The organism is Clostridium autoethanogenum DSM 10061, assembly GCF_001484725.1.
Lineage (GTDB): Bacteria > Bacillota > Clostridia > Clostridiales > Clostridiaceae > Clostridium_B > Clostridium_B ljungdahlii.
The window spans coordinates 1,765,660-1,781,374 of the sequence record NZ_CP012395.1; the positions used below are offsets into that span (position 1 = coordinate 1,765,660).

Genomic DNA, 15,715 nt, shown 5'->3' on the forward strand with positions numbered 1-15,715 from the left:
TTCCCTTTACGCACAAAATATTTAATTAAATTGGATTTTTCACGCACGGTTGGCGCCTTTGACAAGCCCAGGGCTAGTCCACCTTATACATGCCCTTTGCAGGGCAGGCATAAGGACGGCTTAGGTATATAAAATAATTTAAAACGCTACTCTTATTTAATAATCAATAGACATAATTTTTATGCAATTTAGCAATTTCTTTAATAAAGTTCTTTATTTAATATTGATAACTTTATAGAATTTCTGCTAAAAGGTCCATCCTTTATAAATTGACTATTTCCTCACCAATCCACATGATGTGGTTGTTTCATAAAATTACTTTTTTACATTTTTTTGTGTCATAGTATATTTTTATGTACTCTAAAACTATTGATATATAAGGAGTGTAAAAATTTTATTATAACCTTGCATATCTTATTAAATTTTATTACAATTTCTACATTGGCGGAAGAATGGCGTAAAACTTCGTTCTTTCCGCCACTTATATTTTAAAATTTTTGCTAATTATATAATAGAATAACATCCTAATAAAACTTTAAAACATTTTACTAAAACAACACTTTAAATCATGTACCTCATAAAAGTATCATATCTGTATGACTTTTGCTATCTTACTCATATTTTCTAAAAAGCAATTAGTTTAAAATTTCTACTTTTACACTCTCCATTATTTTCTTAAAAATTTCATATAGTCGATAAATAGATATTAAAAAATCCAAAAATCTGGATAGTCATCATACTGTTTTACTAAATTACGTATATTTCTTTGTAACGAATCTATATCTTGGTTATTCTCTAATATAAATTCATGCACTAAATTAATAACTTCAGCTACAATACTAGCATGAGTATATTTTACTGGATTTCTACTAGCTACAACACCTATACAATTTTGATCTTCAATACCGCTCACAAGTGTTTCTGGTGAAAGTGCACTACATGCACAATATACAAGGATAAATCTTTTATTATTATTCCCTAATAATTGTGTAAATATCGTTGGATTGTCTAATAATTTCCATCCAAAACCACAATCTAATATGGTATTAGATTTTCCATTTCTACCTGCATGCCCAACTACTACTATAACTTCATGCCCTTCACCATCAATACCTTGCATAGCTAGAAGGTCCTCTCCTCTTATGTCCTTTATTTTTGTTTCTGCATTTATTTTAGAAGACAAATCATTACAAAATTGATTCTCAAATTTTCGTTGATTACCAGTAATATTTATAATTAATACTGACACATTAATCCTCTCCCTTTTTACCTTAATATAGTATATACTCTCAAATTAGGCCAAAACCTTTTTTTATTATATACAATTCATAAACACTTACAATCTCTTAATTATACTATTTATTCTAAAATTTAACCCCAGTAAGGCCATACTATTGCCAAAGCAGCCATTCTGTCAGGTCCATATCTCCTTCCTTCAGTAGCAGAATTCATTACTTTTCTTAAATAGACATTAAATAATAATGGGATGCTCCATCCCAAACCCAGGAAGCAAAACTCCGAAGTCTTATAATAGTCTCCCTTTATTCCAAAAGAAGCTTTGGACAAGCTATTATTTTTCTTCCTACTCGTTTCGTTGCAACTTTGCAAGCCTTATGTATTCCTCTAAAGTCATAAGCTGCACTCCTTACGTTCAAAACAATAGCTTGTTGAAAGTAAATTAATTAAAAATTTTACTAAAAACTATTTACTTTATTTCTAATTTATCATTTCAATCACAGCTGTCTAATACATAAAATTGATGACACTTTTAGCATGTAATATTCATATATATCGAAATTTTTTATACATGATTCACAAGGTTTAATAACTGATATGAATTTAATGTACTAATTCTATTTGCTAATAAAATAATATCTACATTGTTAAATAAGGATGCATATATTCCAAAACCTCCTAATTCTATTTCTTGTTGGCATACCATGTTTACCAACTACTTTTTCCATGATAGAAAGGTAGACTTTTTTAAAAAAAGTCTACCTTTAACAGCTAGTAACCTTTATAGCAACATATACTCTTTGGCAATACGTGTAACATTTTCCTTTGCCTCTTTCCTAGCATACTTCTTCTGTATGCTTTCATTTAATTCCCCACCTAATACTATATCTGTTAACGTTTGAATTAACTTACAGTCGTTGATAATTACCTCTGCTTTTTTCACTACCACCGTGGCCTTGCCATTATTTCTAAGTAAATGTCTTTGACTATCAAGGAAATCTTTGAATATTTGCATTGTGGCTAAAGTTTGTGAAAATACGTTTAAAGCTTTTGAAGGGTTTTGAAGGGTATCCCATGATTCAAGAAACACATTAAACTGATTCTCTGTAGTTTCAACCTTCAATATTTTTCGCGCCTTATTTACTTTTTTCGCACGCCTATTAAACTCATTCATTGCTGCATCAAATTGCTTTTGGTAATCTCTATAGTTAATTTTACCACCTTTTTTAAAAACCATCGGTATTATATAAGTAATTTTTCCCATTCCATTCAGCTCCTTTTTTAAATCCGTTTTCAAATTTCATATTAAGTATAACAAACAATTTATCTTTAGTCAATACTTAATTAAAGATTTGTTTTCGGATTTAATTTAGGATTATATGAAAATAATTATATTTTGTTGTAAATCTTTTAATTACTTAGTTAAAAAGCGACATTAATTTTAATTTATATTGTAAACAAAATAAATGACGTAAAATCCTCATTACTTGAAAATTTCACATCATTATTATTAATAAAATATCTATGTTATAGCTTTTCGAAGCTTATTGTCATCTCCTGTGCTAAAAGCTAACTCTTGACCATTAATTTGAATAGGTATTCTTAATCGTCTCTCTTTAATTTGAATATTTATCTATCAGCGTACCCTGAGACGCGATAAACTTACTTATTTTTTCTTCTCCATCTGTTAAGCAATATAAATATCTTGGTCTATTTGTAGCTTTAGATATGTTATCTGTATTATTTTCTAGAACTGCACCATCTCTAAATAGTGTGTAAGGAAATATGGATAATTCCGAATTAACTTCTTCATTTATCTTAAATTTAGACCCTTACTAATATTTAAGTAAAGCGACTATCTTCCTCCTTGTTTTCCCCATAGAATAAATATATCATTTAATAAATGAGCAAATATTATGGATTTCAAAGAAGAAAATAGAGTAGAGGGAATATGCGTAACTGATGGAAAAAGGGAACATTATGCATATCTAATAGAGCTAATGTACAGATGATGGAATGGGAAGTTTTAGATAGTGTACCTTTTATACATAGTTATGAAATTATTGAAGAATTAGCTTAAGAAATTTGATTAAAGCAACCGTCCAAACAAAATGACTTTCTATTGTATAAATATTTTGGTTTACATAGGGTGGACTTGCCTTGTAACACCGTCCATATAAGTAATCTCCACATATAATCATATCTCCACAAGGTGTTAGAAGCATGTCCACCCTTTCGCCTGTATACTACAAATTGTTTAAAAATATTTTAAAGAGCTGTCTAAAACTTCATGCATATAAAAGTCCCTTGAAGACTCCCCTGAACGCTTGTTTATTTTGCTAAACAATAGATTTGACGACTGTATCAAGCTTTGTAAAAGCTTGTACTTTCGTTAAATCTCCCTTTGTTTAGCGAAGTAGCACAAGCGAAAGACCCCAGAGGAATGCCGGAAAGGGGTGGACTTGCCTTGCTGCGAAACCTTATATGGACATGTCTTTTCAATGCTTGTACATGAAAGGTTTCTGCAGGGAGCATGTCTCACCCCTCTGCACTCTGCCGGGTACCCAAATAAAGGACTAGTTAAAATCGTGTATTTCTTTGCTTTTAGAAGGTCTGGATAAAGGAGGAACTTATAAAAGCAAAGAAATACTAGATAGAAACTTGTCCTTTTTTGGGTGGCAGTCAAAGTGCCTTAATATATAAAAGTGAATTATATGTAATACCAATTTTACTTGCGTAAGAGTTTAGCTTCTTTTATAACCTAGAATTCATATCTAGATTAGTTGAACTTAATAAATCAGGATTTATTTTTTATCATATGATATTTCTATAATTTGTAGGATTAATATTATATATTATTACAAGAGGGGAATTTACTTTGTTATGATATGATTTACTGAGCAGAATATTATGTTTGCCTTTGGACTAGCTATTTTTTGAACGTAGTAAATAATAATAGCTAGTCCAAAGCTTCACTGCGACTAAAAGGAGCCTATTATGGGACTTCGAAGGATTGCTTCCTGGGTTTTGGGGCGGAGCATCCCATTAAATTGATTGCTGTGGATATGCTTTAATTCTGACTGCAGGAAAAGTTAAAGCATATCCACAGCTTCATATTTTAAATAAAATACTGAAATGACACACATTATAAATAAACACAGCATATTCTATTACTATCTGTATAGATACTAAATTTGACTTACCACAAATTATTTATACTTAATACACTTATAATTATTAACTATCTTTAACATTCCTTAAAAATGTAATATTGGTGTGGATCAGTAGTAGACGAAGCTACTTTCTTCAGTATTCCTTTATTTACAAGATTATTTAATAAACTTCTTGCATAGGTAGCACTCCTCTTTATTATGTCTGCATATTCTTTAGTATATAACTTTTCTATTGAATAAGCCATTTCTATAGCTTTTTTCTCATCATCTGAAAAACTATTCCAATCAAAATCTATTAGGTTATTAACCCTTTCCTTACGTCTTTGTCTTCTCGTTATAATATTATTTTTTAAAACTAGTTTTACAGAGTAGTTTGGTTCATCATAAATTGGATCATCGAGAAAATATTCCTTCATTTCTTTATATATTCTCTTTACTCCCTCTCCAAGTTCCCTTACCCAACCTAACTCTGTAAGTACTCTTGCTACTCTTGGGTTTCTTGAATATCTAACTTCTTTTATATTTCCTTTACTTACTATATTGGGAAACTTGCCTGGGCTTATTATTTCCAATCTATCGTCATACATAAATATTTTTATATCATCACCCTGTATATTATACGCTCTATGAGTAACAGCATTAATTATGCCCTCTTGCCATGCAAATTCTGGATACTCAGGAACAGTAATAAACTTTCCATTCATAGGATTAAGTGCTGTAAATTCTCTTAGCTGTGCTTTGACTACATTTTTAGCTATCTCTATTTGTTTCGGGAGTGGCCCCTCTATCATTTCTTGTTTTACAATATTCATACCTGTTCCAACTTCTGCACTGCTGCCTTCATATCTAAAAAATCTAATTCTCGCATTTGGTAAAAATATGCTTGGATTTTCTGCAAATAATAAAACACCTGCTACTGTTATTCTAGGACCTTCCTTACTCCTTCTTGCAAGCCCTCTGGCATAAAGGAGCTTTTCATAATCTTTGTCCTTATATTTAACTGCTTCTGCATAACTTTTAAGTACAGTCTCATCTAAATCTTCCATTGTACATTCTGTAATTATTTTATCTTCAAAAAGCCTTTCACCTTTATCATATTCTAGGTTTAATCTTTGTTCGAAATTAAGCTTTTTATTTTCATCTCCAACCCTTAAATAAGCTTCATCAGCTGCAGTTTTATGTACTTTATCTATGCTTGCCTCAACATGAATAAGAAGTATTCTATCTTCCTTGCCATTATCTTTAATTACATTTACAAATTCACAATTTGCTTTAACAGGTGGTATACACTTATCAAAACTGCATTGAATAAAATCGTTTATCTTAATATTTCCCTGACTATTTATACCTAATATTTTTCCATCCTCAATTCCTATAGCTATGGTCCCTCCATCTGCATTTGCAAAGGCAATTAAAGTTTCTGCTAATTTATTTATTTGTATTTTGGATGACTTTCTATCGAAGTACTGGCCTTCTCCCATTTTTATTATTTCTTCTATTGGCATTTTAATATTCATTTAAGAGATTCCTCCTTTCTGTTTCAAGTAACTCTATATTACTTTCAAGTAAAATAACTTTAGTGTTAAGTAAATCTATATTTATTATAAGCTAGTAAGGGTTTTTTATAATAAATAGCGCTAAAAACTAGCATTTATCTTATATATCATAATATATTTGCTTTCAAGTAATCAAGCTCTTGTGTTAAGTAAAAGTTACTTTGTTTCAAGTAGATTGAAGATATTGTAAATAATATATTCAATATTAAAGAGAAAATTCCTTTTTAATAAATGAAAACTGATCCAAAAATTTAAAAAATAAAAGAAAGGCTTGCTGTAAATAAAGTAATTCCTTAACACCTTTCCATTAAAAAAAATAATCTTTTCCAATACTTTGTTTCTAAACTTTCTCATAATTTTTTATTAATACATATTGCTACTTATTACCATGAGTTCATCAAACATTTCCTTTTTTCTTTACTATCAAGCACTTCTGCACAACTTTCCCAATCAACTTTTCCAACACCACTTTCATACCTAAGACTAAATGGATGACTTTTAGGTACTTCATCAATAATTCTATTTGCCTGCTCAATATCATCTAATGCAACTTGTATCCATACATCTTCTAAAACATCCGGTATCTGGCCAAATATATCATAAACATTTTCTAACCTCTCAGACAACATATCATGAACCTTATCTTCAACAGAATCTTTATATCTCATATTATAAATATATATAACATCATTCACCTGACCAATTCTTTGAATACGACCTTTTCTTTGTTCTAACCTCGTAGGATTCCATGGTAAATCTAAATTTATCAATGAACCTAGTGTTTGTAAATTTAACCCTTCGGATGCAGAATCAGTTCCCAATAAAATTCTTATTTCGTATTTCTTAACCATTGCTTTAATTTCTTCTTTTGTTTTTTTAGTATATATTCCATCTACAATTATTCCTGATTTTTCTCCGCCAGCATATATACCTATTATTTCTCCTTTTATATCATTTGATAAATTTTCTGCGACCCAATAAATTGAATCATAGTATTGAGAAAAGATAATACACCCTTTATCTTTCCAATTTTTATTAATTAATAAGTCATAAACTAAATCATACTTAGGATCTCTTTCTTTATTTATATCAATAGTTTTAATAAACTTTTTAAGACAATCTCTTTCATCATCAGTTAAATCCTTTATGCCTTCTTCCTTTACATTAATATCCTCATCATCTTCATCATCAAAGAATATTCCCCATTGCAACATTTTTTTAGCTGTATTTTCTCCTGCCACCATAGTGCTTCCTATTCTTTTTAACAATAATGTTTTGATAAATCCTCCTCCTTTACACCTTTTAGAAAGTAATTTTGAAAATTTTTCTGCATAACTATAAGCTTCTTTAAGATATACAGGTAATAATATAGTTTCATTTTCTTTTTCTCCAAATAATTTAACCTCTATTTTTTTTAAATATGGTTCATTTGTTTCTGGATTTATGGTATTCTCTAAAAAATCTCTAGTTCTTCTTACAATATGTCTTATAAAAGGATTATGATTTTCAATAAAACCTTTATCTATAATACGTCCGATTTTTCTTTCTTCAGGAGTTCCTTTTAAATCATTCAAAACATCTGGATTAATTACGAAGTCATCTTCACTCATATGCAACTTTCTTCTAATCCTGCCAAAAGTCATTTCTCCTTCTTCTTTTGAAGGAAATGGATTTCTTAGCCATTCCCAATTTTCAAGACTTAATCCTTCAAGTTTTTCTTTCCCCATAATTAAATTCATTGCCTTCTCTGGATTACATCTCCATTTACTAAATTTATCGCCTAGAACACTTGAATTTTTCTGAGAAAGAATATTTAATAAATCCCAACATTCTATAGGATACATTTGAACAGGTGTAGCTGTTGCTAAGAGCATACTCTTTGTTTTTTTTGAAATATTAAGTAAAAATTTCATTAAATTATTAGACTGAGGTTTTTCATTTTCTTTGTCGCTGCCTAAATTCTTTCTTCTAGCTCTATGTGCTTCATCTACTATAATACATTCAAAATTCATTGACATAATATACTCTGCGCACTCAGAATTGGCAGTAATTAATCCCTGAGATATAATGCCAACTCTTCTAGGACACTTTTTAATAGATTTACTTCCCTCTGATGGATATTTTAAACCACTTTCATCAATCCATTCTCTACCTGACCAAATAGCAGACGGCATGTCAAGTAAATTATTCATTTCTTCTTGCCATTGCCACATTAAAGTTTTGGGAACAATAATCAATATTGGTTTGTCTCCATAAAGTGCCATTAATTGCGCAGATAATGCTAATTGTATAGTTTTACCAAGTCCAACCATATCAGCTAGTATATATCTTGCACCATAAGATTTTTTATGATCGTTAAACACAAGATTTACAAAATATTTTTGATGTTCCCATAATCCAAATTCTTTTCTATAAACTGGTGATTCAACAACAACAGATGCAGGATTTGATTTTTCTTTCCACTTATCAACAGATGATATTTTCGTCCTTTTAGATATTCTATCAATATCATCTATAACAAATTCTGAAATAGGAACTGAAAAAGGACTATTCCATAATGCATTAAATTCTTCCTGAACCCATTTAACCGATTCATCGGAATCATCTTCCCAAAGTAATTCATAATTTAATTTCCATGCTGAAAATGTTTCATTGATACTTCCTATAAATGAAGTTTTCAAACCGTTTTTTAAAGTAATAACTCCAGCCTTTCCATGGATCAAACCAAAATATGCATTTGGTAATACCCTAATTTTCAATTTTTTACTTTTTAATAAATTGTACAATTTTTCTAAATTAGTTGTGGACTTAAAAGGTATTTCCTCTAATTTAAAGTCACACCACTCTTTTCTAATAGCATCTTTAGCCAACACAGCTGTAGCTACGTCTTCTTTATTTAAATTTGAATTACAAATTACTCTAGCTTGTCCTTCCATACTTTTAATATCTTCACCAGCCAATTCTAAAATAGAAGAACTAAAATATCCTGCTATCCTATCATAAGCTTTAGCCCCTTTTAACTTATCATTTAAAAATGCCCTATCTAATTTTTGTCTTCTTGAAGAAAATCTTCTAAGCAAACTAATACCCCCCATTTTAAACTATATACTGTCATTTTCAACTAAATTTTTTAGCATAAATGCTTCATGGGCACATTCCTTCCACTGTTTCATATTACCTATAAATTCAGTTTTAGATAAATAATCTAAAATGTTCAATATACTTTCTCTCTTATCCCAGTAATTGTTTACTTGAGTTTTAAGCCAATTTCTACCTTTAACAGTATCTTCTTCTTTTAATCCTATATGTATAGATACTAAAATATTTCTAATAAGTGAATTTCCAAAAGCTGAATTATCATTTAAATGTTTCATATCAAATTCCTTAGGTGTTTTTACTCTCGCTGAATTTGCTTTTTTACTTGCCAACATTTCACTATAATCATTAACTCCAAAACCACGTGCCAATTCCTGATATGCTGATATTTTATATACATTTTGCTTTTCAAGTTCAATTCCTTTCAAATATAGTCTTTCCTCAGGTATAAGAGTCTTCCATATAAAGCTATCAAATTCATTTGGAATCAGACAATCATACGCTATTTTGACTGCACCATGAATGATTTTTTCTATTGGTGAAACCTCTTTACTATCTCTAGATTTTGAGAGTTCATATTTTACATTTATATCTTCAATATTTTTATAGGATGTTAGAACTTTAAGTGATGCTGCATATGCCGCTAACAAATAATCAGGATCACTAAAATTAGGATCTTCTTTATCATCTAATTTTCTCATGCTATCTATTTGATTTTTAACTTCAGTTTCAATTTCTGAACTTAGTTCATCTAAATATGCAGTTTCATTTGAAGTCTGTTTTCTCAATACTAAAAGTACTGTTCCTTTAACATAATTTCCATCCTTTAACCCGCCTGAATCCGTTTCTGTAGCAATATTCCACGCTGCAGTTACTTGTAAACCTGCCGACCAAAGGATCATAGAAAGTTCTGCCCATATTTTAACATCCTGATGTGTAAACATAACTATCTGCAATCCATTATCAGGCATATGATTAGCTAAATTACTATAAATTTCAATCATACTTTCATCAAAGTATTTTCCCGTGCCGCTAATTGCCAATACTCTTTTACTATCTGTATACCAATCCGGAAATACATCTAATATCATCCTTTTGTCCCATGATAAAAAGAACTCTGAAAGTTCATGATAATTAACTGCATCAGCATATGGAGGATCTGTTATCCATATGTTGCAGATTTCTTCAATATTTCTAGCGTCTTTCAACTTTATTATTGAATCACTATTAAATTCTTTATTTCTTATATTTAAAATCCACGGATTATATAGTGTACTCAATCCTCTAGTTGCATAAACATATAATCCATTTAAAGCTTGATTTGAAAACGTTGTTTCTCCTTTATCATATGAAGTATGCCACATACATAATTTAGACATTCTATCTAGAATTTTATTAAGCCCTAACAAAAAAAAAGATTTACAAGTTCGGCTAGTCTTACACTTGATAATTACTTCCTGAAATAAACCCAATATCAACAATTGTCTATTATTAAATAATTGATGCCAATATTTCCATCCCTTTTCTCTTATTATTTGATTAGTATTATATCCTGGTTCAATCTCACTATTAGGAATAATATTTTGATTTTGCCATTTTTTAAACCTTTCTTTCAATAAATTTTTAACCTTTTCCTCCCTTTTTAAATCCATTTTGTCAGGTGCAACATAATGTATTTTCCCATAATACGCATCTATAGCTGGAGCAGGTTTCTTCATTACCTCTTCCCATGTTTTTGTATTGAACTTTTCAATATATTTAATGCAATACAATCTTTCTGTAAAAACATCATCATCTCTTGGAATAAACTCATGCTTGTCCCATTTTCTTAATCCGTATTCAATACTTCCATCTTCAATTTTTCTATCTTTTCTTATTGATGAAATAGGTGTTTTTTTATGGCAATGAGGACAAATTAAATTTCCTTTTTGTATTGTTCCATTATTTCTCGCATTTTTCATTTCTTCCTTTGATGCATCATTTTGTATGATAATATCAAAATCATTATTTTGCTCATTATATTTTAATACTACAATAGTCTTAAAGCTACTACTCACTATCCAATTAGGTGACAGAGGAACTTTACATCCACATTCGGGGCATATAGTTTCATTACAGTATAAATAATATTTTGCCCTCCATCCTTTTTCATTTTCTTCAATTTGCCATTCTTCAACTTGTTTTGCAACATCATCATATACTTTTTCCTGGAATTCTTTTAATTTTTTTACTTCTTCATCCGATTTACTCAAAATATTTAAATCTGCCCATGTTAAAAGACCTGCCAACGGATTTAAATCTGAACCATACGCATCACAGCCTATCCTTCCAGCTTCAAAAGGTATACTTCCCCCTCCACAAAAGCAATCCCCAACCCTTGGAATTTTTCCAAATTTTTTAATACCTAATTCTTTAACTAATTCTTGCATATTTCCGACATTAGTTCCTAGATACTCATTAATCTCTTTCCATTCAATAACGGCTTCATTATTTATTTCTTCAGTCCTTAAACAATATTTAAGTTTTTCATCATAAGAAAGCCTATTAAATATATTGATTTGAAGTTTTTCTTTATCTTCTTTTGAAATACCTTTCTTATACTTGGCCAAATATTCGTCATTTTCATTAATAAAGTATTTTTGCTTTTCATCTGATTCTGCATTCTTTAATAACTCTCTAGTCGAAATCGGTTTGTTCTTCCTTAACTCTAAGCCTTTGTTGTCCATGGCTAATATTTTTAAAAATATTTCCATATCTTTTTTGGGATTATCAGTTACAGGAAGCAATATACCTAAAATTGCAGCTCTTACAAGTATTAGTGGCTTTCTTCCCCACCATTTTCCGAGTCCAGTAAGGGTCTGGTTACTCCCTGCTTTTCTTTCTTTATAGCTTTCTTTTGAAATTTTGGATACTGGAAATTGTACTTCTATAAATGATTTATCATAAGACATATAGTATTCTCCTTAAATTACTCGTTTTTCTTATTAAACAAAAATTCAAATAAATCCTCTTGATGCTGTTTTTTATTATCTATTGGATTTTCTGTTAAAGCATATCTTATAGCTTTTCTCCAACCTTTTCTATCATATAACCCACCTGTTGCTCCATTTGCCATTGTGAAAAGCCACCATCTTTCTTCAGGCTCAAGTCCAAGCCAATTTCTAATGGCTACTGGTATAACACTCGGGTCACTATCTTCTATTGCCCATATTAATAGCAGCATTTCTTTGCCAAGAAGATTTTCAATGGGTATCTGCCCGGTTTTCCACCTTCCAACTACAATGTTTTGTTTTTTTAATCTATCATTAAATTCTTTTTTCAAAGTCTCTTGTATTAACTTCCATTTATGTTTTGATATTTGTGCTTTAGGTTTATCAATAGCTTCATTTACAGATTGAACTACTCTATCATTTTCCCAACGAAATCTTTCATAAACCATAACATTGCCATCTTTTGATTTTGGTACAATAACTAAAAAATGATGTTTTGATTCTTCTGGAATAAAGCCAAAACCAATTGCTGACTTTTTTTCTGCCATTATTGTATTATCTCCGTTTCTCTAAATTCTGATAAACTTAATCCCTTTTCATTGACCCAATCTATAAATTCTTCACCTTTGTTAAACTCAACAATATTATAATCTAAACTTATATTTGCCTTTGTATCATTCATAAATGAAGATTTTAAGTTATCTATAGTTTGACATAATTTATTCAAATCAACCTTGGTACTTTTATCCATAGATAATTGTATCCAACCTTCTTCACTATTTTCGTCTTTAACTAGATTGATTTCTATGTCCCGTATTGTTGCATTAAATTTTTTTAAAGATTCAATATCTTTATATGTCGCATTTGTATCCTTACAATTAAAGTCTTTATATAATTTTAGGGGCTTTGAATTATCAATATTAATTTCTTTCCTATTCTTTCTATCAATCTTTATAGTCTCAGTTTCAAAATACTCTTCCTTATATTCTGCTACTGCTTCAACAAATGCAGTATTCTCAGAAATCATAAATTCACCTTCATAAACTCCACCATTTTCTTTAGGATTTGAACCATCTGTCGTATATTTAATTATTACTTTAGGATGTGATCTAAGAGTTAAATATATTCCATCTATTTTATCTGTTATCTTGTATTTTATTTTCACCTGATTTCTCCATGTAACAGCTTTTCCAGTAGGATGTTCATTAGAAGAATCAATACATAAAAAAGACAACTCTATTTCATGTGTTTTAAAATTAATAAGATTATCAACCCGTGATGATGCTGTTGTTGCAATTCCTCCAACTTCATAGTAAATCTTATCTCCATAAACAGGAAATATTTTTAATGTTGCTTCTCCAGTTTCATAATTTACATTTATAGTTTGAATTTTAACACTCGTTGGATCTTTCTCAAAAGGTCCTTTTTCTATATATCCTCCATGCTCTCTCCATCTATCTTTTTTAATACACTCACTTTTTATAGTTTCTAAAGCCTTTAAATGGTGCCATTGCCATGAAGTATTTGTAGCCGCTCTTTCCTCAATTTCATTCCACGTCATTTCTTTTCTTGTAAAAAGCCTATCTTCACATTTTTTTATAAATAGTTCTCCTGAACTATCTTCCGTAAATTTCATTTTATCTTTTAATGCTTGTCTTATTTGTTCTTCACCATTATATTTGCTACTTTTAAATTGCATTAAAAAGTATGTTTCAGCTATTCCATTTTTATTAGGGAAATATAAAGTTACAAATGTCTGTCTTGCACATTCAAGTACTGCCATAATCTTCTTTATTTCCATATCACAGGCTATTTGATATTGTTGATTAGACTCAGATACTTTTTCATCCTTCATATCTGCTATTATCGTCCGTATGGCCTTAAGTTCTTTTGCAGCTTTATATAACCTGTCCATAGTATCTCTTTTACCTGATAAAAACATAACTCTATTTTTATATGGGGTTGAATCATAGAATTTCTGTAAATCTGGATGAATCTTTGCACCACTATATGGTTCGAATAATACCAATGTCACTTTATCTATAGACAAATTTATTTCATCAATAGCAGGGAATACCTCCACTTCTTGATAACAATCTTTAGTTGATGGTACAAACTTTTCTTTTAATAATTTTTTTAAATCCATTTTAGCTTGTTCATTGTTGTACAATTCTACCAATGATTGCATTTGAGCAATCATATTTTTAGTATTTTTAAAAAATAACCTTCCATCCTTATCGTGGTCTAAATACCATGCTTTCATTTCAAATTCTTCTAAAGCTTTTTTTATACCAGTTATATCTTTTTTAGGTTCACATAAATCTCCTATAATTTCAGATAGAGATAACCCTAGTAACGCATGCGGAACATCCGCTAAAGATGCAACTAAAATCAACTTAGCAACATCCTGAACGACATTTTTTCCGTATACAGCATCAATTTGTTCCGCAATTGCATTTCCTCCAGATGCTATATCATGAGATATTGCATTAGTTAATGATTGTTTTAACTGCGTTACAGTAGTTAACATATTTCTATCATTTAAGTCAAAATCAAAAACATTTATCATGTATTTACTCTTAGCCTTACAATTTTCACCTGTATATAGCTGTGCTACAATTTGTCTCATTAATCTAATTAGGCCACGAGTTTGCTGGAATCCTGGATTTTCTTTAAATCTAGCATATAAATCTTTTATCGAAGGGTGAAAAGGATATGAATCTTTTGCTGCTATATATAATTGATCTCCTGACATACTAGTAAATCCCATTTGTTTAGCCTCATTAACCGATTCTTTATATGCCATTGCTACATCATTAATTTCATTATCATCCGGAACTTCTTTAAATAACCTTTTTTTAAGGATATAATAGACTTCATCTGATCCACTTCCAACTGGCTCTATATCTAAAGCTGAACGATTAACTTCATTTTCAAGTTCTTTAAATGTAGATTGAAGTAATTCACTTCCCGATTCATAAGTAGATTTCAAATCAGAAATCACAAGACACACGTTTGAAAGTTGTTCTTTTCCAAGTGCTGAAAACAAATTTGATAATGCCGTTGTAGTAACAACTGATAAATCTGAATTTCCAATCATTCTTGATTTAGCATTTTCCAAATACGGTGGCAATTCATCTAAAAGTATTAATAAAGGTTCCCCTTGAAGTAATCTTATCCATGCATTTTCTCCTGGTGCTGCTAAAGGTGAATAATAATCTTTAAATACTTCTTTTTTCCCTAACTGTTCAGCAATAGAGCCCCATATTCCATAAGGTGCATCACTTTCTCTACCTGTAAACGCAACAACTTTAATTTTTCCTAAATAATCATTTTTATAGTTTTGGCCCATTATTTTTTCCCTAAACTCAGGATATTTTGCCAATAATCCTAATGCAATCATGTTATGAGTTTTTCCACCACCCATAGCTTGTGTTAATTTAATTACTGATGTTGAATTTTGTCTTTTAAATCTTCTAAAAGCAGTTTCAAATAGTATATTCATACCCTGAGTTATGAAATTTTCATCAAAAAAATCATTTGGATTTATTCTATTATCAACTAAATCAGATAAATTTAATACATCATCCCTTTTTGTTTCACTAAATACACTTTCTCTTGGTCTGCATAATTCAAATAATGTCTTCATAACTATCCCCCTATA

The 15,715-nt window shown here is 29.8% G+C and carries 8 protein-coding genes; all 8 read right to left on the reverse strand.

Features of this window, described 5'->3' with window-relative positions; translation table 11 throughout:
- Positions 1 to 706: 706 nt before the first annotated feature.
- Positions 707 to 1,249, reverse strand: a complete 543-nt coding sequence (locus CLAU_RS07925; protein ID WP_023162370.1) for a hypothetical protein — start codon at positions 1,247 to 1,249, stop codon at positions 707 to 709.
- Positions 1,250 to 1,371: 122 nt separating this feature from the next.
- The gene (locus CLAU_RS07930) at positions 1,372 to 1,608 is read right to left on the reverse strand and encodes a hypothetical protein (protein ID WP_144289724.1); all 237 of its coding nucleotides are present in this window, start codon (positions 1,606 to 1,608) and stop codon (positions 1,372 to 1,374) included.
- Positions 1,609 to 2,017: 409 nt separating this feature from the next.
- Complete coding sequence (locus CLAU_RS07935; RefSeq protein ID WP_023162371.1) at positions 2,018 to 2,500, reverse strand: hypothetical protein; 483 nt, start codon at positions 2,498 to 2,500, stop codon at positions 2,018 to 2,020.
- A 1,983-nt stretch (positions 2,501 to 4,483) separates the two neighbouring features.
- The gene (locus tag CLAU_RS07940) at positions 4,484 to 5,926 is read right to left on the reverse strand and encodes an ATP-binding protein (RefSeq protein WP_023162373.1); all 1,443 of its coding nucleotides are present in this window, start codon (positions 5,924 to 5,926) and stop codon (positions 4,484 to 4,486) included.
- A gap of 422 nt (positions 5,927 to 6,348) precedes the next feature.
- Positions 6,349 to 9,045 (reverse strand): phospholipase D-like domain-containing anti-phage protein, encoded by a 2,697-nt coding sequence (locus CLAU_RS07945; RefSeq protein WP_023162374.1) that lies wholly within the window; start codon positions 9,043 to 9,045, stop codon positions 6,349 to 6,351.
- 21 nt (positions 9,046 to 9,066) lie between these two features.
- A complete protein-coding gene (locus CLAU_RS07950) occupies positions 9,067 to 12,012 on the reverse strand; it encodes an anti-phage-associated DUF1156 domain-containing protein (protein ID WP_023162375.1) in 2,946 nt (981 codons plus the stop codon).
- Between the two features lie 17 nt (positions 12,013 to 12,029).
- Complete coding sequence (locus CLAU_RS07955) at positions 12,030 to 12,599, reverse strand: DUF3780 domain-containing protein (protein WP_023162376.1); 570 nt, start codon at positions 12,597 to 12,599, stop codon at positions 12,030 to 12,032.
- Complete coding sequence (locus CLAU_RS07960) at positions 12,599 to 15,700, reverse strand: DUF499 domain-containing protein (RefSeq protein WP_023162377.1); 3,102 nt, start codon at positions 15,698 to 15,700, stop codon at positions 12,599 to 12,601. The genes CLAU_RS07955 and CLAU_RS07960 overlap by 1 nt, the downstream gene beginning before the upstream one ends.
- Positions 15,701 to 15,715 lie beyond the last annotated feature (15 nt).